The organism is Pseudomonas sp. fls2-241-R2A-110, from assembly GCF_030209165.1.
GTDB lineage: Bacteria > Pseudomonadota > Gammaproteobacteria > Pseudomonadales > Pseudomonadaceae > Aquipseudomonas.
Window position 1 is genome coordinate 16,974 of sequence record NZ_JARVSN010000003.1, and the last position, 21,856, is coordinate 38,829.

Below are 21,856 nucleotides of genomic sequence, written 5' to 3' on the forward strand. Positions count from 1 at the left end.
GCAGAGGGCAGCGCATCGGCGCCACCCTCCTTTTGCCTCACATTACGCCGCGATGTCCGAGAACGCCGCCTGGCCAACGGTGCTGACCAGGAAATCAGCCACGCCGTGTCCGGAGAAGTCCACCGACAACAGGCTGTTACCACCCGAGGAGGTCAACACCGCATCGCCCGCCGCACCGGTGAACGAATTCACAAAATGCAGGCCGGCGCCATTGGTGATGCCGGTCAGGTCGATCTTGTCCAGGCCGCTGACAAAGTCGAGGATCTGGTCGGAAGCCCCTGGTCTTGAATCGCTGCTGGCCGCGAACACAAAGGTGTCCGACCCAGCACCGCCCCACAGCTTGTCCGCACCGCCCGCGCCGTAGAGTATGTCGTTGCCGGCACCGCCCTTCAGCTCGTTGGACACGCCGTTACCGATCAGCAGGTCGTTGCCCGAACCGCCAATCGCGTTCTCGATGATTGCGCCCTTGGCAATGGACACGTTGCCCACCAGGCCGCCCACGTCGGAGAACGAGGCTTCATTGAGGTTGATCTTCTGGTTCTGGGTGAAACCGGAGAAATCCAGCGTGTCTTTGCCACCCGCATCCCACACCGAGAACACCACCTTGTCCGACGACGAAGACGCACTCAGGAAGTCGCGACCGGCGTTGGAGTTGAAGCCGTAGGTGGTGTCACCGGTGCGGGTGGTGGTGTTGGCACCGTAGAGTTTCTGGATCGCGGCAATGTCGTCCATCAACGGCCCGGACGAATAGGCTTCGACACCGCCCTTGCTGAAGTTCTGGCTGGTATTGCTTTCACTCCAGTAGCTCATGACGCTGTAGCCGCGGGTGTCTTGCCCATAGGAGGCGTCATTGTAGGTCGGCGCACCTTCACCAGCGTTGTAGTCGCCGGGATGGGCCAGGCCCAGGGTGTGACCGATTTCGTGAGTCAGGGTTTGACGCCCGTAATTGTTCAGGTCGGGGGTCTTGTTCGGCGTGTAGCTGCTGTTAGTCAGGTACCACGATGAACCGTCGTAACCTGCACCCGTGCCAGGCAGATAGGCAAACGCCGCTGCGCCGTCCTGACCACCGCTGTAATTGCCGAAGGTCATGTGACCGTCGCCGCCTGTGGCCTTTTCGGCGAAGGTGACATTTGCAACGTCAGACCAGGATTGCATGGCGAGCACCGCCTGGGCTTTTTGTTGCGAGCTGAACTGACTGAAGCCGGTAATACCGTGCTTGCTCATGGTGCTCGACGATGCCGAGGTCAGGAACGTGTAGGTCAGTTCGATTTTGCCGCTGCCATCCTTATCCTGGTAGGCAGCGCCATCGCGCAGCAATTGGGTCGCTGCCTGGTCGACGGAATAGGAGGGTTTGCCATTGACCGTGAGATTGCCACCCCGGTCATACTGATGGCTGAAACTGTTGATCTGACTGTAAGCCGAACTCGGTGCAGCCAATGGTGAAAAGGCCTGTTCGGCAAGACCGACAGCGTTGTCTTTTACATTAGACATAAACACACTTCCTTGTTTAGCAATGGAACAGTTTTTTTCAGATAGCGACAATCTCTGGCGAGATCGTCCTATCACTCGCCCAATGAAGGCGAAAGAAAACTGACACAATTCGAAATCAAACGTCTACTGTTTTTTTGACGTCAAATTGTGTTGTTCCAGCAAGTACCCGGAAACAATGCGTGCGCTGTCGAAATAATCTTGTAAACAGGGGGCTTCGGGGAGATTGTCTGACAATTACGTATTTAAATATTAAATAGACCTAAGTTGCTTTATGACTAAGGCGTCTCGGTTTTTTCGGACTTATTAGTATCAGTGCCAGTGAATTGATATCAGTTTATTTATATTTGATAGGGATTCTGGAAACGGCCAATACGCAGGCGACCAGCATTCGAGTAGTAAGGCATTCCATTGCCTCCTGACCATTGAAAGGAGGCAAGGAATCCACAGCGTTGTCAGCCTGCCGCCCTTAGCTGCCCGTACGAATCTTGTTCCACACCCGCGTGCGAATTCGATCGATGTTCAGCGGCATCGCCTCCAGCGCGAACAGCTTGCCCATCATTTCCGGACTTGGATAAACCTTGGTGTCGTTCTTGATGGCAGGGTCGATCAGGCTGTCGGCCTGTTCATTGCCGTTGGCGTAGTGCACGTAATTGCTGATGTCGGCCATGACGTTGGGGCGTAGCAGGTAATTCATGAAGGCATAGCCGGCCTTGTCGTCCGGAGCATCGGCGGGCATGGCGACCATGTCGAACCAGATCGCGGCCCCTTCCTTGGGAATCGAGTAGCCGATGTCCACGCCGTTCTTGGCTTCTTTGGCACGGTTCTCGGCTTGCAGGATGTCGCCAGAGAAGCCGACGGCCACGCAGATGTCGCCATTGGCCAGGTCGCTGGTGTATTTGGATGAGTGGAAATAGCTGACATACGGCCGAACCTTCATCAGCAACGCTTCAGCCTTTTTGTAATCTTCCGGGTTTTTGCTGTGATGCGGCAGCCCCAGGTAATTCAGCGCGGCCGGCAGCAGTTCCGGACCGTTGTCGAGGATCGCCACGCCACACTTTTGCAGCTTGGCCATGTTCTCGGGTTTGAAAATCAGATCCCAGGAATCCACCGGCGCGTTATCACCCAATACGGCTTTGACCTTGGCAATGTTGTAGCCGATGCCCGTGCTGCCCCACAGGTACGGGAAGCCATGTTCGTTACCGGGGTCGTTGGTTTGCAACGCGGCGAGCAATACCGGGTTAAGATTTTTCCAGTTCGGCAACTGACTCTTGTCGAGTTTCTTCAACGCGCCCCCCTGAATCTGCCGGGCCATGAAGTGGTTGGACGGGAACACCACGTCATACCCGGATTTACCGGTCATCAACTTGCCGTCGAGGGTTTCATTGCTGTCGTAGACGTCGTAGCTGAAGGCAATGCCGGTTTCTTTCTGGAAGTTTTTAGTGGTGTCGGGGGCAATGTAGTCGGACCAGTTGTAAATCTTGACGGTGTCGGCCGCATGGCTGAGGGACGCAACGAGCGCAAGGGGGGCTAGAGTCAGTGTCTTTCGGATCATGAGTCGATTCCTGTATGGGCTGTTTGTTTTTGTTGGAGCGCTATTGGCAGGTAATCAAAGGATCAAAAATCAAAAAATCAAAACGTAGGTCTTGCGCACGGTTTCCTGGATATCCCAGATGCCGAGGCTGTTGGCTGGCAACATCAGTGCGTCACCGGCTTCTATGTGCAGGGTTTCACCGCCGTCCGGGGTAAAGGTGCAGCGGCCTTGAATGAAGTGACAGAATTCCTGGGCAACGATCTGCCGCCGCCAGCGCCCGGGCGTACATTCCCAGACGCCGGTTTCGACGCCATCGTCGCGCTCGACGCTGGTGGTCGAAGCCACTGCCACGGGCGTTCCCAATGGCACGGCGACCGGGTTCGACTCTTGCAGTTTCAAGGTTGCGGTGTTTTTGAATTGCGTGATGCTCATGGGATTACCTGTGGTTTGAGAAAACGCCGTTTACTGCATGAAACCTTCCATGAACCCCGCCACCTTGCTGGCCAGCTTGCGACGCCACGGGGCAGTGGCCGGGTTGGCCAGGGTCTGGTCTTCGTGGACGAAGCTGCGGATGATCGCGTTGTAGCCCAGCCAGCGGCAGGGTTCCGGCTCCCAGGTCCTGAGCGTCTCGAGACGTCCTTGTGGCACGACCCACGGCTGGCGGACCAATTCGGTATCACGCTGCAGAATCAGATCGGCCAGCGTTCTGCCGCCCAGGTTGCTGGCACCAACGCCCTCCCCGCCATAACCGCCAGACAAGGCAATGCCGCTGGCGTGATCGCAGAGCATGTGCGGCTTGAAGTGTCGGGACATGCCCAGGTTGCCGCCCCACGCATGGGTGATCCGCACATTCTTGAGCTGCGGGAAGAGCTCGCTGAACAGGTAGCGCCGCAGATCCACCTCATGGGTGGTCAGGTTGAAGTCATGCCGTAGCTTGCCGGCAAACTGATAACCGCCACGGGCGCCGAACACCAATCGGTTGTCCGCCGTGCGCTGGCCGTAAGTGACCTGACGGCTGCTTTCGCTGAACGCCTGGCCGCGGCTGAGACCGATTTCGTCCCAGGTCGCGGCGGACAATGGCTCGGTGGCCACCATCAGGCTTTGCACCGGTAGCTGATAGCGGCCCAGTGGCGGCAACGTCGTTGCGTACCCTTCTACGGCGGGGACGATCCAGCGACTGCGGACCTGCGCCTTGTCTGTACGCAACGACCCCGATTGCCATTGGGTGACCGCGCTGTTTTCATAAATCTTGACGCCCATGCGCTCCACCGTTCTGGCCAGTCCTCGCACCAACTTTGCCGGGTGAATGGTCGCAACGTGCGGTGCATAGATACCGCCATAAGGCTTGGCAACTCTGATCTGTTGCGCCAGTTGCTCGGGACTGAGCCAGCGATAGTCGCTTTCCGTCAGGCCCTGGCTGTAGAGCTTGTCCAGATAGAGGCGCAGGCTGACTTCCTGCTCGGGATAACGGGCCGCACAGTACAGCACCCCACCTTTCAGATAATCACAGTCGATGCCTTCACGTTCGATGACAATTTCGACCTCATCCGGAATGTTGTGCAGCAAGTTGAAAGACGCGCGGCGCTGTTCGGCGGGTAACTCGGCCAGCAGGCGGTCTTCGCCCAACAGGTTACCCATCAGCCAGCCGCCGTTACGGCCCGAAGCGCCAAAACCGGCGGTCTGCGCTTCGACAATGGCAATCTCCAGGCTGGGCGCCTGGCGCTTGAGGTAATACGCAGTCCAGAGACCGGTGTAGCCGGCACCGATGATCGCCACGTCGACGTCCAGATCGCGCTCCAGCGCGGGACGTGCCAGCAACGGCTCGTCGAGTTGATCCATCCACAAACTGATTGTGCGCCACGCCGACATGCCAGACTCCGCCACTCAAACTTCGATGGCGTCGATCCTAGTGCGTGGGCTCAGGGACTGTCTTGCGCGCGTGCACGCAAAGAAATTTGTTTGGCGTAGGCCTTGGGTGACAAACCGGTGTGCTGGCGGAAACAGCTGTAGAACGCCGATAACGAATTGAAACCGGCGGCAAACGCCAGCTCATCGATACGCACGGGGGGCGTGGCGGCATCCAGTGCGCTGAGCAAATGTTGCAGTCTTGCCCGGTTTACGTAGCGGTAGAAGCTCTGCCCCAGCACCTGATTAAGCAGGTAGGAAATCTGATTACGGCTGTAGCCGCACTCCTTCGCCACCCGCTGCAGGTCGAGTTCGGGGTCCAGATAAGGCTGTTGTCGCTCGAAATACTGTTGCAGGTCTTGCGCCATGAAACTCAACTGGCGCGGTGAAAGCCCAAGGCGACTGGCCGCCGGACGCAAGTTCGCCGCCGCATGGCTTTGCGACAGTTCGCGCACCAGCGAGGCGTATTCGTTGACGCGCCAGATCAAACCGTCCCTCACCGTGATTGCCTCGCTGGAACGGAACGACACCAGTCCCTCGCTGCCGCGCAACGTCATTTGGTACTGGATAAACGCGGTGTTGCCGTCCAGGCGAATGCGATCCGAGTGTTCAAGCGCTTCGTCCGGATTGCGCGGCATGCTGTCACGCACGTACTGGCGCAGTTCGTCGAGACCCATGACTCGATTCTGGAAAAAATCGTTGTACTGAATGTCCGGGTGATAAAGCGCCATGACGCCATCCAGATCCCGGTGTTTCCAGCACAAGTGGTAGCGCATGACCGTCTCGCCCGTGGTCTGGGTTTGCAGCGGGCCATCATCATCGGCGTGCATAAAGGACTCGACAAAAAAAGCGAGCTTGCCGAAATTCTGTCTCAGCATCAATAAATGGTCGGAATCAGCCCAACGCCAGACCCGTCCGACACGTGATCCACATCAAAAAATCCGCTGGCAATCGCCAAACGGACTGAAAAAATCACATGACTTTCACATCTCGATGCTACTTTTAAAGGCAGTCACCGGTTGAGCCATTGAAGGTTCTTCCCTCCTAACATGAGCTAATGGAAGCGCTCGATGAAGAAGGCGGGCAACATATGAATAAAGGTTCTTTCAGCAAAGTTACATTTCCAAACGCCTGCCAGCTGATGCGCTGGCATTTTCATCCCATGGGATTCGAGGCGAGCATGGATGCGCCGGGCAGCATGATTGCCCGTCTGTTTGACCGCGCCAGTGGCGAGACCATGATCGCCATTGCAGGCATTCCTTGCGCAACCGTCATGAATGCCGCGGATGTAGAGCGAATAATCGAAGCCGTCGAAGACGAGCTTGAGGCTTTCATTCCACCCGTGGCCCTCAGAAGTTACGCCTGAAGGCCAATCCCACAAAAAAAGCCCACATTATGTGGGCTTTTTTGTGGGCGACGGGTCAGCCCGGGGTTTGCCCTCGACGATGATCCGCGAAGTACGGCCTGCCCTTGCCGATGCGATCGGACGCCTTGGGCATGTTCGCAGCCTGAGTGTCCTGACCGTCGACATACCAGTAGCAATGACTCACTGCACGCGTGATGCCCACGTAGGCCAGACGCAGAATCTCGTCTTTCTGCGCGTTGTCATAGGGCTCAGTGTCGCCTGCCTTGCCAAGGCCAGCCATGCGGTAGACCTGGTTCTTGTAAGGCGAAAGTGTCAGGTGCTGGCAATCACCCAGCAGAAAAACCGCGTCCGCTTGCAGGCCCTTGGCGCTGTGATAGGTCAGCTGTTTCAGTCGGCGCGCTTCGTACGGCAAGCTAGAATCAACATTAACTACAGACTGAATATGTTGTTCTATCAATAACTTATCGCTACTTTTTCGATAAAGCATCAAGATCGAATCGCCCCGCCGGTAGTGCTCGATAAGGAGCTGGGCCATGCCTTGGTCGTCTCGATCCATGACATTCACCGGCAACACGGCCTTGGCTTCGCCACTCGCCTTAGCCTTCTTGCCTGCGATCGCCGGGGCTGCGCGGACGATGTGCTCGGCGGCATCGATGATGTATTGATGACTGCGATAGTTGTCGCTGAGCATGACCTTGGTGGTGCTCGGCGACAGGAACTGCTTGTTGAACTCCATGAAGTACGTCGGTGAACTGCCACGCCAACCATAAATGGACTGCCAGTCATCGCCGACACACAGCAGCGACGAATGCTGCGCACCGCGTCCGACGTGCATCGCCGGGCCGCGACTGCGGATTTCGGCAAGGCTGGCACGAATCCAGGAAACAATCTGCGGCGAAACGTCCTGAAATTCGTCGATCATCAAATGCGACAAAGGCCTCAACTGCTCATCACTCAGCAGTTTCAGGTTTTCCGGTGAATGCTCGCTGAACAAGGCAAACATCCGGTTGTAGGTCATCACCGGTGGCTTTTGATCAAGCAGATGATCTTCCAGGGCACGCCAGAACAGGCTCAAGGCCTCGAAGAAAAACCGGTCCGGATCGTCTTTGGCGAAGCTCATCTGAGCCACGGCGTTCGGCACGTCCAGCCCCAGGTTTTCGATAAACCCGGCGGTTGCAACAAAACAGTCCAGCAACGGCGCCGATCCGAGCTCGCCTTTGACCTTGTAGTCGAAGCCAGGTCCGGCGCTGGCATCACCGGCCAATGAGGCTAATACGCGCTTCGAAGACTCATAACTATCAAGCCATATCAAAGGCTTACGACAGAAAGCTTGAAACAGGGTGCGCTTAACCGCCCATTCTGCGCGGACCGTCAACTTGGCATTCGGACGGCTGAGCTGCGGATTTTCCCCCGAGTCGAACCCAAGCACTACCCAAGCGTCCAGGGTCGGGATGTAACCGTGGCAATGGAACGTCGAGCCGTTGATGTCGAATGTCTGGCGATTGGGTTCGATACCCTTGATTGGCCAGGCGCCAGCGCGAAACCACAGGTCTTCAATTGTGTCGCACAGCTCTTCATCACGTTTGGCAGCCAACTCGGTCACCGCCATGCGCTTCTGCACATCGGGGTGATCGCGTTCCAGCTCCTTGAGTTGCAAGGCATGCCGAGACAACGGCTTGATCAGTTCGCGAAAACGCTCATCTTGAGTGTGCAGGCTGTGGAAACAGGCATTGAGTTGCTGGCGCTGAGCGTCGTTGATTCGCAGGTCGAAAGGATTGCTATCGACCTCTTCATCACCGTTCTGCGGGCGATTGCTGAGGTTCTCAAACGCTTGCAAGCGTTCGAAACCTGGCAGGCTGCGGACCATTGGCAGGATGCGTGAGTGAAAGGTACGCACCAGGTCTCGCGCCTCTTTGAGGCTCAACATCCGTCCCCACATAGCAAACAGCTCGATCAGCTTATTAATGAAGTCTTTGCGCGACTCACGGGTGAAGGTCACGACGGTCATCGAGCCCAGTTCGAAACCCAGGTAATGGGTCAGCAGCAAGATACGCAACACCAACGTCGTCGACTTGCCCGCGCCCGCCCCGGCGATCACCGAGGTCGAAGGCGTATCACTGAATATCATCTTCCACTGGGCGACGCTGGGTTGCGCATGCGGTGGCAGCAGACGAGCGACATCGGCCTTCATGCGCTTCTTCACGTCGGCGCTGAGTGGCAAGCGCCAATCATCGAACAGATTGTCATCGACGTTGGGCGGCCGGTGTTCGGTCGAGCGCGAATCGCGAATCAACAGTACTTGCCGACCTTCTTCCAGCCCCTCGAGCTTTCCTTCTTTATAGCCGTAATCCACCCCGGCGCTGTGCCCGCTGCGAAAACCGTCGGCTTGCCCGTGCAACCAGGACGCCCGGTGCTGAGCGCGCAAGCGGGTCAGGCCATGGCCAAAGAATCGGGCGGCCAGGCGCTTGAGCAGCGGCATCTCGGCCAATGGACGGAGTTCGGGAGGAAGATCGGGGGTGTGTTGCGGCACGCGGACTGACTCCAGGGTGTGAGGCTGTTGCGGTTATGGTGTCTGTATTTGTCTTTGAGTTCTAGTGAAATGCTTACAGGTCATTGGCTTATGCGATGAAGTGAAGGCTGGATGAGACTATTTCGACGTTATTCAACATCGATATATTCGATCTTATTGAGGCACTTTTTACGCTTTTTATCGATGGGTGACTGATAGAAGATGCTCGTCATCAACCACCGGTTCTAGTTTCGTGGCTCAGGCGCTCTGCCCCATGACGAACCTTTTCAGGAGACGATCATGCTTGAACTCAGACCTTTCAACTCCCTGGGCGGCGCCCATCATGGCTGGTTGGATGCGCATCACCACTTTTCGTTCGCCGAGTACCACGATCCCAAACGCATGAACTGGGGCAACCTGCGGGTCTGGAACGACGACGTGATTGCCGCCGGCACCGGGTTCCCGAAACACCCGCACCGCGACATGGAAATCATTACCTACGTTCGTGAAGGGGCCATTACCCACGAAGACAACCTTGGCAACAAGGGCCGCACCGAAGCAGGTGACGTTCAGGTAATGAGCGCGGGCACCGGCATCGCCCACAGCGAATACAACCTGGAAACGAGCGAAACCAAGATCTTCCAGATCTGGATTATCCCTAACGAGTCCGGCCTGGCACCGTCCTGGGGCGCAAGGCCTTTCCCGAAAGGCCAGCGTGAAGGGTTCGTGACCCTGGCCAGTGGCAAGGCCGGTGATGATCAGAGCCTGCGGATCCGTGCCGACGCACGGTTGGTGGCAGCAAACCTTAAAGCCGGTGAAACTGCCGAATACCGTCTGGACGGAGGCCGTCGCGCTTACCTGGTTCCCGCCACCGGCGTCATTGAAGTCAATGGCTTGCGCGCACAAGCTCGAGACGGTATCGCAGTGGCCGATGAGCAGGTGTTGCGCGTCACCGCGATCGAGGACAGTGAAATCGTGTTGGTGGACCTGGCTTGAGGCTGTAAACGTCGGACAAAAAAAGGGCGACCGTATGGTCGCCCTTTTTTCGTTCATAAATGTGGGTGACGCTATCGCGAGCAGGCTCACTCCCACAGGGTTTTGCGCAGTCCTTGTGGGAGCGAAGGGCCGCTCTCAATCACTTCGAAGAAATCGCGCCGTCTACCAGTGTTTGAGCCTCTGCCACCAACTGCTTGAGGTGGTCGTCACTCACGAAGCTTTCGGCGTAGATTTTGTAGATGTCTTCGGTCCCGGAAGGACGCGCCGCGAACCAGCCGTTCTCGGTCATGACTTTCAAGCCGCCAATGGCCTGGTCGTTGCCCGGGGCGTGACTGAGGATGCTCTGGATCGCTTCGCCGGCCAGTTGAGTCGAGGTGACCTGATCGGGCGACAGCTTGCTCAGCAAGGCTTTCTGTTCAGGGTTGGCCTTGGCATCGACGCGTACCGAGAACGGCTCGCCGAGCTCGTCGGTCAATGCACGGTAGGCCTGGCTCGGGTCGCGGCCGGTGCGAGCGGTCATTTCTGCGGCCAGCAAGGCCGGAATCAAACCGTCCTTGTCGGTGCTCCAGACACCGCCGTCCTTGCGCAGGAACGATGCGCCGGCGCTTTCTTCGCCGCCAAACCCCAGAGAACCGTCAAACAGACCGTCGGCAAACCATTTGAAGCCGACCGGCACTTCGTACAGGCGCCGTCCCAAACGCTTGGCCACGCGATCGATCAAGCCACTGCTGACCACGGTTTTACCCACGGCCGCGTCGGCGCGCCATTGCGGACGGTTCTGGAACAGGTAATCGATGGACACCGCGAGGTAGCTGTTCGGCGCGAGCAAACCACCGGATGGCGTCACGATGCCATGACGGTCGTGATCCGGATCACAGGCAAATGCTACGTCAAAGCGCTCTTTGAGGCCGATCAGGCCTTGCATGGCGTGGCTGGAGGAAGGGTCCATGCGGATCTGTCCGTCCCAGTCGACTGTCATGAAGCGGAACGTCGGATCGACCTGTTTGTTGACCACGTCCAGGTCCAGACGGTAATGCTCGGCAATCGCCGACCAGTAGCGCACCCCTGCTCCGCCCAGCGGATCGACACCCAGACGCAGCTTCGCGTCACGGATGGCGTCGAAATCGATCACGTTGATCAGGTCGGCGACATAGGTGTTGAGGTAGTCGTGGCGATGCGTGGTGCTGGCTTTGAGGGCCTGCTCGTAGCTGATGCGTTTGACGCCGGCCAGCTTGTTGGTCAGCAGCTCATTGGCCTTGGCTTCGATCCACTTGGTGATGTGGGTATCGGCCGGTCCACCGTTGGTGGGGTTGTATTTGTAGCCACCGCTTTGCGGCGGGTTGTGGGACGGCGTGATGACGATGCCGTCCGCCAGGCCGGAAGTACGGCCACGGTTGTAGCAAAGAATGGCGTGGGAAATCGCCGGGGTCGGTGTGTACTCATCGCCTTCGGCAATCATCACGGTAACACCGTTCGCCGCCAGCACTTCCAGGGCGCTGGCACCGGCCGGCGTGGACAATGCATGAGTATCGATGCCGACGAACAACGGGCCATCGATGCCTTGGGCTTCACGGTACAGGCAGATCGCCTGGCTGATTGCCAGAACGTGCCATTCGTTGAAACTCAGGTCGAACGAGCTGCCTCGGTGGCCGGACGTGCCAAAGGCAACGCGCTGGGTCGAGATGGAGGCATCAGGCTGGCCGGTGTAATAGGCCGTTACCAGTCGCGGGATGTCGACCAACAATTCTGCCGGTGCCGGTTTGCCCGCAAAAGGACTGATTGTCATGCAAAACCTCTGGGATAGAGTGGTTCAGGAATAGGAACGCAGTTTACTGGCAGTTTGACCGCAGCGCGACGTTATCGATCCCATGCATGATGTTATCCACCTCCACAGGCCAGGAACGGCTAGCGGCTTGGCTCAATCGATCGATTCCAGACGCAAGGCGTCGCCCAGCAGGCCCATTGCCGCCGCGAGGTCATGATCGCCTCCAAAGCTATGACTCAATCGCAGGTGCTGTGTATGCAGCCCCTGGAGACTGAACAATTCTCCCGGTGCGATTACCACCTGATGGTTGAGCAGGCGCTGGAATACCCGGCGGACATCGACGGGGCGCAATGACCGTACCCACACTGTCGCCCCGCCCTGAGGCTCGACGAAGTGCAATGCATCACCCAGGCGTTCTTGCAGCAGATGGGTCATCTGCACCTTGCGGTCCTTGAGCATCCTGCGCAGAACCATCAAGTGCTGATCGATGCGACCATTGCCGTACAGCCGTGCGATGGCTTTCTGGCGGATCGGCGACAGGCGGAACGAGCGCAGCAAAAAATGCCGCTGCAGTTCGGCATGCAGTTGGCGCGAGAGCAAATAGCCATAAGGCGCCTCAGGCCCGATGATTTTTTCGAAAGTGGAAAACACGATGAGTCGATCCGGGTCCAGAAAATCGCGAAACCGCTGACCGTCGGGCTCGAATTCGAGTTCGCCATGGCTGTCATTTTCCAGCACCCAGCTGCCATGACGTTCAAGCAACTGGGCGGTTGACTGCCGGTTGCTGTGGGAAGCGACGCTGCCACGCGGCATGTTGAGACCAGATGAAAGCATGACCAGCCGAACCGGTTCGGTCTCCAGCAGTTGCTTGAGCCGCTCCAGGTCAAGACTGCCATTGGCTTGCAACGGCAGCTCGATGACTTGAACCTCGGCGTCCTGGAGCAGACGCAGAATTGCCCAGTCACAGGGCGACTCGACCACAACAATGGCCTCTTTCAGGCAAAGCACGGTGATCAGTATTTCCAGTACACCACGCAAATCGGCGCCGATATAGACATCGTCGGCGTGCCAGCAGCGCGCCGGAGATGAGGTGTAGCGTGCCGCAAGGGCGGCGCGCAGTTCCAGTTCACCGCAGGGTTGTGACACCGGTTGCGGCTGACGTGGATACTGGCGCAACAGTTCTCGCTCAAGCAGCAACAGCGGGCTGTCCAGGGGTTGCAGTAACGCCGGTTCATCGGCACTCAAGACCAGCATTCCCGGGCGCCTGGCATTCACATAGAGCGTTTCGAGCAGGTCATTGCCACTGCTGAGCGGGCGAACGGACGACACCGGCAACGCGTAGTAACCGGATTTTGCGACCGAGTACACGCGCCCTTCCTTTTCCAGCAGCGAGTAGGCGTACTGAATGGTCGAGATCGATACGCCAAGACGGTCCGCCAATTGCCGCAGCGAAGGAAGACGGACACGCGCGTCGCTGACCGGCTCGCTGATCAGGTTCGTCAGGTAGCGGTACACCGCCTGGTAAGCGAAGTCGGTTTCTCGCGGCCCCTTCATGGGAAATGGCCGAGCACGGTACGCGCAGCGCGGCGCCCCTGGGTGAAAACTGCCAAACCAGGCACTTTCAACGGCCCGTAGACCGTTCGACTGGCACCGAGCCATCAGCATCGATATCCGGCGTCATTGCGTGCGAGACCGTAGGGTCTGCTTCCGCGTCAGGTACTGCGGCCACCGGCCCCATGCGGTAAAGCGTCGCGATCAGGCTGACGGGCAAACCGCTGACGTCGACCATCCATTGCAGCACTTGCTCGGGAGCCGGATAACCCTGCATCGCCCGGTGCAGATCGGGCAAGGCGACGAGCATGCCGGGGTGACACTGGCGCAGGAAACGCTCAAGCGACGCGCCGTTATCGACAAAGGGCGCGAACAACAAACACACCAGCTGAGATTCAGTCAATCCAAGGCTTTTTTGCGCCTCGGCCGAGGCCAGCGCACGCTGGTCTGCCGTTGCCGCCGGGTTGCCAAGCCTTTCCATGACCTGCTCGCAAAAGCGCTCGGGCATCTGTTTGCGGCGCATCAGGACCAATGTCCGTTGCACGTACTCGGCGACGCCGGTTTCGTAGCTGCGGCCCTCAACGAAGCCACTCTGCAACCCACGCAGGTGTGCGCAAATCGTCAGGCTGACGTATTCGTTATCGCGGAGCTGAACCGAGAGTTCGTCCTGCTGGAACCTGAGGAAATCGGTGAGCAGTGGCCAACGCTCTTCCAGGTTGCTGACCAGCATGTCGTGAATATCGATGAACGTTGTACGACGGCAAGCCTCAAAACGCTCCGCTGGACGCCACACGGCTTGTGCACCTTGCGGGTAAAACTCGCGGTAGTAATCGCCGCCTATTTCATCGAGCCGGGAGAACAGCTCTTCGAAACCTGTTTCAGGCGGGTGTAATGCTTTAAGACCTGCCCTTACCGCCGCACGGTTCAGTCTTTCCAGGAACTGCTTTTGTTGACCAGGCGTTTCACTGCTGATCAGTGCGTCCACGCCTCGGTCCCAACGGGCAATCTGTCCGTAAAATTCGCCGGTTGCCAGATAGCCTTCGTCCCATAGATCGAGCGGTCCGTTGCTGTCACGGCGATGCCCCACCATCAACAGATTGAGGCGATTGGACTCGCGACCGGCATCGGAAATCGGCGCCAGGTGATTGAACGGCAGGACTTCACGGTTATCGACCATCAGCATGCCGACCCGGGGATCGTCGTAGAGAAACAACGCGCTGCACGTGCGATGGATGTTTTCAAGGGCCATGGCGCTTGCCCCGTTCGAGCGCAAGGTCGCCACTCTCAACTGGAACGTCGCCGGCGCACGGCCGGCAATGCTCAATTGCGCCGCGCGCAGCAGCGCCAGGGTGTAACAACTGTCGCGAGTCCCGGACTGGACCGCCAACACCTTGTAATCGCCGATACGCTCCATGCCGCCGGCGGCCACCACCAGGCGTTGAATCATGAGTTGCAAGGCGGTACGTTCGGCACGTGAAAAGAAACTCAGCAATCGCTGCAATACTTGCTGATAAACATAGTTCATTGCCTGATCATGGGTATGGGTCATCATTGTTTACCTGTTACTCATAGATTCGATATCACGCAAACAACTCTATGCAATGCGCAATCGGTTGCCTGGCATGATTAGAGTGTTTTGCTGAATATCAAATGCTAACACTTAGTTTTTAGTAATTATTTGAAATGATATCGCGATGCAAGATGCCATTTTGGCGAGAGTTTTCAGCAAACCCCCGCAGCGCAGGCATCTTGCCCCTGCATGGGAGATCCTAGGAAACGTCCCACAGCGTCCCACAGACAAGTAGCACGATAAATAAAGAAAGAAGTTACCCTTGGGTTTTCGCCAACTGATCGATAACAGACTATTTGTCGAGTTTGTATTGCCAGAGCGCGTTGAGAAGTACCTGTTCGATACCCGGACATGGCTCATTCCTTGAGATGAAAGTAATCATTCAATTATCGGGGCTTACATGATGATTAGAAGATACAGATTGAGAGCAAAAACCAGTTCAGTTGCTGAACCGTCCCCTCACTGATTGAAGGGTGTCTCAGGGTGTCGGCGGGGGGAGATGCAAAAGTCCGTGCAAGCACGGACTTTTTCAGGCGTGTTACGCAGGTTCGACCTGGAGGGCGACCCGTTCGCGGCATGGACATTCGTCCATGTAGCGGTGTGCCTCGACAAACTCGGAAAAAGGGAAGACCCGAGTCTTGAGTGGCAGCAGCACGCCATCGGCGGTCATCTGGTTGATGTCGCGCAAGGCACGTTGCAAGGCGACCTGGTCCTGGATGATGCCCAGTTCCGGCTTGCCGGTGAAGTTGCCGATGCAGTGCACGAAGAACTGAATGTTCTTCTGGAACGCCGCACAAGCCGGGAATGGCGTCTGATTACCGCCTTGCAGGCCGTACAACACCAGGCTGCCGCGCGGTGCGAGCACGTCGCCAAGTAGCGACATCTGCGGACCGCCAAGGCCATCGAACACGACATCCACACCGCGGTTGTCAGTGATTTTGTTGATCCGCATGAGCAGATCTTCTTCTTCCGTGACAATGACTTTTTCGGCACCCAGCGACAGCAGGTATTCACGTTCCTCTGCCGTTTTGGTAGCGGCAATCACTCGCACACCCAACGCCTTGCCCAACTGTACAAAGGACGGACCGGCGCAGTGACTGGCGTCTGTCACCAAGGCGAATTGCCCTGGTTTTACCCGCGCCAGATCGGCATAGGCGAAGTAGGCAATCAACAGCGGTGTGTAATGCACGCTGGCCTGGATCGGGCTGAGCACGTCAGGGTAGCGGGTCAGTGCCGAGCGTGGCAGCACGATCTGCTCGCCGTAGACCGGATAGTCGTTGGGGCTTTCAGCCGGGAAGCTGGCGACTTTGTCACCGACTGCCAAGTCATCGACGCCCTCGCCGACCGCCGTCACGATGCCTGCCATTTCATGGCCAAGGCCCGAAGGCAGACGAGCATGGGATGAGGCCAGGTTCTGGCGCCAGAGAATGTCGTACCAGCTGATGCCAATCGCCTCGACGCGCACCTGCACTTCGCCCGGCGCAGGGAGAGCGGCCGCATGCTCTTCGCATTTGAGCACCTCGGCTGGACCAAACTTGTGAAAACGGATCGTGCGGGACATCGCAAACCTCGTCAAAGAAACCTCTAATGCCCTGAACTCTATCTGGGCTTTCTACCCAAGACTATCAGTGGCTATTAATAGTCGACATGCCTGTCATTGATTCCGCAGCGACGGTGACATTCGCAAATGTCATGAAAACCGAAGCAGCCTTTCTTGGAAAAACTGAATTACTCGGTGCAGAGTAGCAGCCTTTGCCCTTAATATTCATGCCGGCCATTGTTCTCATATGGCTGCTCTCGTCAAGCTTGATGACTCTGCCAGGACTCCAGATGAATCGTAATGACCTGCGTCGTGTCGACCTGAACCTGTTGATCGTTTTTGAAACATTGATGCACGAACGCAGTGTGACCCGTGCTGCGGAGAAATTGTTCCTTGGCCAGCCGGCCATCAGCGCGGCGCTCTCGCGTCTGCGTGGGCTGTTCGATGATCCATTGTTTGTGCGCACCGGCCGCAGCATGGAGCCTTCCGCCCGTGCGGTAGAAATCTTCGCCCTGCTCTCTCCAGCTCTGGATTCGATTTCTACCGCGGTCAGCCGTGCGGCGGAATTTGATCCTGCAACCAGCACGGCGGTGTTCCGCATCGGGCTGTCGGACGATGTCGAGTTCGCCCTGCTGCCGATGCTACTCAAGCGCCTGCGCGCCGAGTCACCGGGGATCGTGCTGGTGGTGCGTCGGGCCAACTACATCCTGATGCCGAGCCTGCTCGCCTCAGGCGAAATTTCCATCGGCGTCAGCTACACCGCCGACCTGCCGGCCAACGCCAAGCGAAAAGTCTTGCGTCGCAGCATGCCGAAGCTGTTGCGGGCGGACACGGTGCCCGGGCCATTGAGCCTGGACGATTTCTGCGCGCGACCACATGCACTGGTGTCATTCGCCGGCGACCTGAGCGGCTTTATAGATGAAGAACTGGAAAAGCTCGGGCGCAAACGTCATGTGGTGCTCGCGGTCCCGCAGTTCAACGGGCTCAGCACGCTCATCAGCGGCACCGACATCGTCGCGACCGTGCCGGACTACACCGCTGAAGCGTTGACGGCGGCCGGTGGTGTGCGGGCTGAAGACCCGCCGCTGCCGGTGCGCAGCTTTGAGTTGCACATGGCCTGGCGCGGGTCGCAGGACAATGACCCGGGTGAGCGTTGGCTCAGATCCAGGATTCAGATGTTCTTTGGCGACCCGGACAGCCTGGCATAAGCCGCGCCAATCCGGTTGAACCGTGGCTCATCACTTGAGCCACGGTTCAACGGTATACCCACCCGCCAGCAGCTTGCCTGCCCGATATTCAGTCACCGCGCAGAATCAGCGCATGTGTGCCCTCCCACTCAGCGAAGATTTTTTGCCCGCTGTGGATGCCAAGCAGGTTGTAATCGGCGTGCGGTTTCTGCACCTGCAGTTCGAGCCCGTCGCTGGCTTCGAGGTAGATATTGACCATCGAACCGATGAATTCTTCACCGACCACGGTGCAGGCGAGCCGGTTGCGTCGCACAGGCTGTGCAGTCAAATCGATATGCTCGGCACTGACACAGACGGTGACGCACTCGCCGGGCGCCACCGACTTACCCTCCGGCAGCCTTGCCAGAAACCCTCCGTGCGGCGAATCGAGACGGACCAATCCCCCATGATCGAAACCGACGACAGTGCCGCCAAGAATGTTTTTGCCGCCAACGAACTCGGCGACGAAACGGTTGTGTGGCTCTAGGAAGACTTCTTGGGGCGAGCCAATCTGTTCGACCCGGCCCTGACTCATGATCACAACGCGATCGGCCATCGAAAAGGCTTCGGACTGACTGTGGGTGACGTAGACGAAGGTGATGCCAAGGTCTTTCTGCAGCCCGGTCAGCACGCCTTGCATGCGCACGCTCAAGTGAGCATCGAGCGCGCTCAGCGGTTCGTCCAGTAACAGGATCGGCGGTTCTGTGACCAGCGAACGGGCCAGCGCCACCCGTTGGCGCTGGCCACCCGAGAGCAGGCTGATATCGCGCGTGGCGAAGTCCTGCAATCCCAGCCGCTCGAGCCAGAGCAACGCTTTCTTGCGGCGCTCGGCCTTGGCCATGCCCCTCATCCGCAGGCCAAACTCCACATTCTCCAGCACGTTGAGAAACGGGAACAGCGCCAGGTTTTGCCAGACCAGCGGCGTCTCCCGTTCCCAGGAGCAGAGGTCGTTGATGCGCTCGCCGTTGAGTCGGATTTCGCCCTCGCTGGGTTTGTCCAGGCCGGCCAGCATGCGTAGCGTTGTGGTCTTGCCGCAGCCGCTCGACCCCATGATCGCGACGAACTCGCCTTTGTAAATTTCCAGGTTCATGCGTTCGACGGCCTGGTAGCTGCCGAAATGTTTGACCACGTTGTCGAATACCACCAGCGGTTGAGTCATGGCTGAATCCTCGAAAGAGTGTCAGGGCGGTATCAGGCGCGTGCCGGCTTGCGCCGCCGCATCAATAGCAGTTGCGCCAGAATCACCAGCGTCATGGTCGTAATGAAGACGATTGTGCCGATCGCGTTGATGGTCGGGCTCACTTGCCCCTGCAAGGTGTTGAGGATGCGCACGGGCACCGTCTCGTTAAGCCCCGACACGAACCAGGCAACGGCGAACTCATCGAAGGACACGGCCATGGTCACAAACAACGCGGCGAACAGGCTCGGTGCGGTGAATGGCAGGATCACATGACGCATGGCCTTCCATTGATGGGCCCCCAGGTTCCAGGCAGCGGCCTCGATGTTGGGGTCCATCTGCGCCAAACGCATCCTGATCACCGCCATCGCGAACGGCGCGCACATCACGATGTGACTGATCATCACCGCATAGATCTCGCCAGACAGTCCGACCCGCGACAGGAAAGCCAGCATCGCCAGCCCCATGATCACCACCGGAATAGTGGGCGGCAGCATCGCGAGCGCCATGTACATCGACTTGCCGAAAAAACGGTAGCGATAGTCCGTGTAGGCCGCGGTGAATCCAAGCACGGTCGATACCAGCGACACCACCACGCCCACCGTGAGGCTGTTCTTGAACGCCTGCCAGACTGCCGGATCGGCAGCGATCGTTTCGTACCAGTGCAGGCTGAAACCACCCAATGGCAACGACGGGAAACGGTCGATGTTGAACGAGAATACGAAGCTGCCGGCAATCGGCGTAAAGATGAAAACGAACACCAGGACGACAAAGCTGCGCAGCAAGAAGTTGATCAATCGATGCTCGTTCATGCGCGCCTCCGGTAAGCGAAACGAACCGCGCCAAAGGCCACGATAAGCAGCGTCACGATCATCAGGGTGGCGATCACCGCTGCACGCGGCCATTGCTGACCGGACTTGGTGGTGTCAGTGATCAAGGTGCTCAATGTCGGCGGCTGCCCCCCACCCAGATAGAGCGGGCTGACGAAATCGCCGAAGGTCAGGATGAAGCAGAACAGAGCCGCGACGACAATGCCGATTCGCGCGGACGGAATCACCACCCGCCACACCGTTTGCAGGCGTGCGCAGCCGAGGTTGTGCGCCGCCTCGATCAACGAGCGATCGATGTACATCAGGCTGAACAGTTGCAGCAATACCACCAGTGGCAGACACAGCGTGAAGTAGCCGATATAGGTGCCGAACGCGGTGTTCAGCATTGCCATCGGCTCCAACCCGAGCAGCCCGAGCGCGGCGTTGAAAATGCCGTTGTCGCTAAGGAACACCTGCCACGAATAGGTGCGCACCAGGTAACTGGTAAAGAACGGCGTGATCAGCAGCAACACCAGCAACTGCTTCGTCGACTCGCGGAACTTGAAGGCGATCGTGTAGGCGCAGGGGAACGCCACCAGACTGATCAGTACGGTGGCGCCCGCCGCCATCGCCAGGGTATGAACATAGGCGTCCCAAAAAAAGCCACGGCTAAGCATATAGCCCCAGTTCAGCCACTCGAACGTTGGCACCATTCGGAAGTTACGCACCACCCAGAAGCTGATCGCCACCAGGAATGCCAGCGGGAATAAAAAGAAGATCAACTGCCAGATCAGGATCGGCATCGAGAAGCTGAGGCCGTACCAAGGCATGCGGAACACCTTTTTGCCGGAACCCTGACGCATCAACGTCTCGCCAGCCGCGTTATCGGTGAGCACCGGCGGCGAAGTCTTTAACTTGTCTGAAAGCATTGCGACCACCTCCACGCGTCTCATCAAGCGCCCTTGTATTGCGACCAGAAGTCGTTCCAATCCTCCAGGCCCTGCTGGATCGGAAGCTCGCGGTACTTGATGCGACCATCGCGGATGTCATCCATGACGTTGCGCTGACCGAGCACCATGCCTTGGCGCTTTGCTTCGCCAGGATCGGTCTGGTTCAGCAGCTCCCAGCCTTTTTTGCTGGGGATGAGCGCGGGATAAGCGGCCATCTTCGCCGACTTGACCTGGCCTTGCGGTGAGGTGATGTATTGGATGAACTTCTTCGCCAGGTCCGGACTGTGGGCTTTTCTGGCGATGCAGTAGGACTCCGTCCATTGCAACCCGCCCTCCTGCGGCAGCACGGTTTTCACCGGTGCGCCAGCGCGCTGCAAGACACCGGTAATCCAGTCGCCGATGCCGCACATGGCATGGATCTGACCGTTTTTCAGCGAAGAAAAGGTGCCACCGTAATCGAAGAAGCCGCCGATCTGCGGGCGCAGGCTCATCATCTTCTGCTGCACCGATTGCCAGTGCGCGGCATCGATGTCGTAAGGGCGCGCGTTGCCATTGAGCAAACTGATCTGTCCAAGGTTCGGCAGGTGCCAGTCGAAGTGCCCGACCTTGCCTTTGAGGCTGGGGTCCCAGAACACGTCATAGCTGCGGACTTTGGCTTCGGGAACCAGCTGGGTGTTGTAGGCAATGCCAAGAAAGCCAAAACGAATCAGCACCGAATAGAGCTTGTCACCTTGCCAGTGACCGGGGAAATGCCGGAATTCCGGGTAGAAGTCGTCGAAGGGGTAGTCTGCGGGGTCGAGTTGTTCGATGTATTCGGCGGCGTTGAGTTGCTGGACATATTCGGCGTCGGACAGGATCAAATCGAAGGTGCCGGGCGGGGATTGCGCGATCAGCCCCAGCATGTTGTCGCCACCGGTGTAGTACTTGGCCCGGACCTTGACCCCGTATTGGCGTTCGAAATCGGCGACGATGTCCGGTTCGGCGTGCCCGGCCCATGCCAGGATGACCAGTTCTTTTTCCGCTGCGGCAAAGCTTCTCAAAGGCAGGAGACCGCTAAGCGCAGCCGTGCCTGCCAGGACGCTAGTGGTCTTGAGAAAAGTACGGCGTGAAAGGTCGATGCGATTTTTCATTATTGTCTCTCCCGGGTGATGGAAAGTGCCTCTGTCCGTTTCATCCTTTTGCGTTGCCTCCTGCTGCCGCTGCCAGCCCCAAGCTCCATTGGCTGACGTGATGCATTGCAGCAGATCGCCATCACCCTTTTTTGTACGCGTCCGACCCGGACTTTGTCAGATCCGACCCCGGCACCTTTTCACCCAAAAGCGGCTAATCCCAGTCCGATAACCGGACACAAACGACAAAACGAAGGACGTTTTGTCAATTACGGGTCGGATTTAGACAAATCGGCACCCTCCCCCTCTGATCGAATTGTTTTACGCGCCACCTGTGATTCCTGCCCTCCAAAAGGCGGGT

General features: G+C 58.0%; 17 protein-coding genes. 3 read left to right on the forward strand and 14 right to left on the reverse strand.

Features of this window, described 5'->3' with window-relative positions:
• Positions 1–42: 42 nt before the first annotated feature.
• The 5 genes from QRN31_RS01390 to QRN31_RS01410 all read right to left on the reverse strand — a co-directional run bounded on the left by QRN31_RS01390 (position 43) and on the right by QRN31_RS01410 (position 5,757).
• Positions 43–1,491, reverse strand: coding sequence for a serralysin family metalloprotease (locus QRN31_RS01390; protein WP_285429682.1), 1,449 nt, complete (start codon positions 1,489–1,491; stop codon positions 43–45).
• 466 nt (positions 1,492–1,957) lie between these two features.
• Positions 1,958–3,043 (reverse strand): polyamine ABC transporter substrate-binding protein, encoded by a 1,086-nt coding sequence (locus QRN31_RS01395; protein ID WP_285429683.1) that lies wholly within the window; start codon positions 3,041–3,043, stop codon positions 1,958–1,960.
• Between the two features lie 69 nt (positions 3,044–3,112).
• Positions 3,113–3,454, reverse strand: coding sequence for a cupin domain-containing protein (locus tag QRN31_RS01400; protein ID WP_285429684.1), 342 nt, complete (start codon positions 3,452–3,454; stop codon positions 3,113–3,115).
• A gap of 30 nt (positions 3,455–3,484) precedes the next feature.
• Positions 3,485–4,891 (reverse strand): NAD(P)/FAD-dependent oxidoreductase, encoded by a 1,407-nt coding sequence (locus tag QRN31_RS01405; protein WP_285429686.1) that lies wholly within the window; start codon positions 4,889–4,891, stop codon positions 3,485–3,487.
• 50 nt (positions 4,892–4,941) lie between these two features.
• Positions 4,942–5,757, reverse strand: a complete 816-nt coding sequence (locus tag QRN31_RS01410; RefSeq protein WP_285429687.1) for a nuclear transport factor 2 family protein — start codon at positions 5,755–5,757, stop codon at positions 4,942–4,944.
• 260 nt (positions 5,758–6,017) lie between these two features.
• Between QRN31_RS01410 and QRN31_RS01415 the strand changes: the two genes are divergently transcribed.
• Entirely contained in the window at positions 6,018–6,293 is a 276-nt protein-coding gene (locus QRN31_RS01415; protein ID WP_027923219.1) for a DUF1652 domain-containing protein, read from the forward strand.
• A 55-nt stretch (positions 6,294–6,348) separates the two neighbouring features.
• Here QRN31_RS01415 and QRN31_RS31505 read toward each other — a convergent pair whose 3' ends face one another.
• Positions 6,349–8,823, reverse strand: coding sequence for a UvrD-helicase domain-containing protein (locus QRN31_RS31505; protein ID WP_285429688.1), 2,475 nt, complete (start codon positions 8,821–8,823; stop codon positions 6,349–6,351).
• 279 nt (positions 8,824–9,102) lie between these two features.
• On the opposite strand from QRN31_RS31505, the gene QRN31_RS01425 reads away from it, so the two are divergent.
• Positions 9,103–9,798, forward strand: coding sequence for a pirin family protein (locus QRN31_RS01425; protein ID WP_285429689.1), 696 nt, complete (start codon positions 9,103–9,105; stop codon positions 9,796–9,798).
• Positions 9,799–9,937: 139 nt separating this feature from the next.
• On the opposite strand, the gene pgm is transcribed toward QRN31_RS01425, so the two are convergent.
• From pgm to QRN31_RS01445, 4 genes are all read right to left on the reverse strand, one after another.
• Entirely contained in the window at positions 9,938–11,584 is a 1,647-nt protein-coding gene (pgm, locus tag QRN31_RS01430; RefSeq protein ID WP_285429690.1) for a phosphoglucomutase (alpha-D-glucose-1,6-bisphosphate-dependent), read from the reverse strand.
• Between the two features lie 132 nt (positions 11,585–11,716).
• The gene (locus QRN31_RS01435; RefSeq protein WP_285429691.1) at positions 11,717–13,117 is read right to left on the reverse strand and encodes an aminotransferase-like domain-containing protein; all 1,401 of its coding nucleotides are present in this window, start codon (positions 13,115–13,117) and stop codon (positions 11,717–11,719) included.
• A 67-nt stretch (positions 13,118–13,184) separates the two neighbouring features.
• Positions 13,185–14,663 (reverse strand): hypothetical protein, encoded by a 1,479-nt coding sequence (locus QRN31_RS01440; RefSeq protein ID WP_285429693.1) that lies wholly within the window; start codon positions 14,661–14,663, stop codon positions 13,185–13,187.
• Between the two features lie 559 nt (positions 14,664–15,222).
• Positions 15,223–16,245 (reverse strand): zinc-dependent alcohol dehydrogenase family protein, encoded by a 1,023-nt coding sequence (locus QRN31_RS01445; RefSeq protein ID WP_222586895.1) that lies wholly within the window; start codon positions 16,243–16,245, stop codon positions 15,223–15,225.
• A 269-nt stretch (positions 16,246–16,514) separates the two neighbouring features.
• On the opposite strand from QRN31_RS01445, the gene QRN31_RS01450 reads away from it, so the two are divergent.
• Complete coding sequence (locus tag QRN31_RS01450) at positions 16,515–17,432, forward strand: LysR family transcriptional regulator (RefSeq protein ID WP_008156370.1); 918 nt, start codon at positions 16,515–16,517, stop codon at positions 17,430–17,432.
• A gap of 88 nt (positions 17,433–17,520) precedes the next feature.
• Here QRN31_RS01450 and QRN31_RS01455 read toward each other — a convergent pair whose 3' ends face one another.
• Genes QRN31_RS01455 through QRN31_RS01470 form a run of 4 tightly spaced genes read right to left on the reverse strand, consistent with a single transcriptional unit; the run spans position 17,521 to position 21,516 of the window.
• Positions 17,521–18,609, reverse strand: coding sequence for an ABC transporter ATP-binding protein (locus tag QRN31_RS01455; protein ID WP_285429703.1), 1,089 nt, complete (start codon positions 18,607–18,609; stop codon positions 17,521–17,523).
• Positions 18,610–18,641: 32 nt separating this feature from the next.
• On the reverse strand, positions 18,642–19,439 hold the full coding sequence (locus QRN31_RS01460) for an ABC transporter permease (RefSeq protein WP_285429704.1): 798 nt from the start codon (positions 19,437–19,439) through the stop codon (positions 18,642–18,644).
• Positions 19,436–20,365 (reverse strand): ABC transporter permease, encoded by a 930-nt coding sequence (locus QRN31_RS01465; protein ID WP_285429706.1) that lies wholly within the window; start codon positions 20,363–20,365, stop codon positions 19,436–19,438. The genes QRN31_RS01460 and QRN31_RS01465 overlap by 4 nt, the downstream gene beginning before the upstream one ends.
• A gap of 23 nt (positions 20,366–20,388) precedes the next feature.
• Positions 20,389–21,516, reverse strand: coding sequence for an extracellular solute-binding protein (locus tag QRN31_RS01470; protein WP_285429708.1), 1,128 nt, complete (start codon positions 21,514–21,516; stop codon positions 20,389–20,391).
• Positions 21,517–21,856: the final 340 nt, after the last annotated feature.

What these genes read in the sequence shown, in the direction of transcription:
- QRN31_RS01470 (WP_285429708.1), bottom strand. Translation starts at nt 21,516, where the DNA reads ATGAAAAATCGCATCGACCTTTCACGCCGTACTTTTCTCAAGACCACT.
- QRN31_RS01405 (WP_285429686.1), bottom strand. Translation starts at nt 4,891, where the DNA reads ATGTCGGCGTGGCGCACAATCAGTTTGTGGATGGATCAACTCGACGAG.
- QRN31_RS01390 (WP_285429682.1), bottom strand. Translation starts at nt 1,491, where the DNA reads ATGTCTAATGTAAAAGACAACGCTGTCGGTCTTGCCGAACAGGCCTTT.
- QRN31_RS01410 (WP_285429687.1), bottom strand. Translation starts at nt 5,757, where the DNA reads ATGCACGCCGATGATGATGGCCCGCTGCAAACCCAGACCACGGGCGAG.
- QRN31_RS01400 (WP_285429684.1), bottom strand. Translation starts at nt 3,454, where the DNA reads ATGAGCATCACGCAATTCAAAAACACCGCAACCTTGAAACTGCAAGAG.
- QRN31_RS01425 (WP_285429689.1), top strand. Translation starts at nt 9,103, where the DNA reads ATGCTTGAACTCAGACCTTTCAACTCCCTGGGCGGCGCCCATCATGGC.
- QRN31_RS01440 (WP_285429693.1), bottom strand. Translation starts at nt 14,663, where the DNA reads ATGACCCATACCCATGATCAGGCAATGAACTATGTTTATCAGCAAGTA.
- QRN31_RS01445 (WP_222586895.1), bottom strand. Translation starts at nt 16,245, where the DNA reads ATGTCCCGCACGATCCGTTTTCACAAGTTTGGTCCAGCCGAGGTGCTC.
- QRN31_RS01395 (WP_285429683.1), bottom strand. Translation starts at nt 3,043, where the DNA reads ATGATCCGAAAGACACTGACTCTAGCCCCCCTTGCGCTCGTTGCGTCC.
- pgm (WP_285429690.1), bottom strand. Translation starts at nt 11,584, where the DNA reads ATGACAATCAGTCCTTTTGCGGGCAAACCGGCACCGGCAGAATTGTTG.
- QRN31_RS01450 (WP_008156370.1), top strand. Translation starts at nt 16,515, where the DNA reads ATGAATCGTAATGACCTGCGTCGTGTCGACCTGAACCTGTTGATCGTT.
- QRN31_RS01415 (WP_027923219.1), top strand. Translation starts at nt 6,018, where the DNA reads ATGAATAAAGGTTCTTTCAGCAAAGTTACATTTCCAAACGCCTGCCAG.
- QRN31_RS01455 (WP_285429703.1), bottom strand. Translation starts at nt 18,609, where the DNA reads ATGACTCAACCGCTGGTGGTATTCGACAACGTGGTCAAACATTTCGGC.
- QRN31_RS01460 (WP_285429704.1), bottom strand. Translation starts at nt 19,439, where the DNA reads ATGAACGAGCATCGATTGATCAACTTCTTGCTGCGCAGCTTTGTCGTC.
- QRN31_RS01435 (WP_285429691.1), bottom strand. Translation starts at nt 13,117, where the DNA reads ATGAAGGGGCCGCGAGAAACCGACTTCGCTTACCAGGCGGTGTACCGC.
- QRN31_RS01465 (WP_285429706.1), bottom strand. Translation starts at nt 20,365, where the DNA reads ATGCTTTCAGACAAGTTAAAGACTTCGCCGCCGGTGCTCACCGATAAC.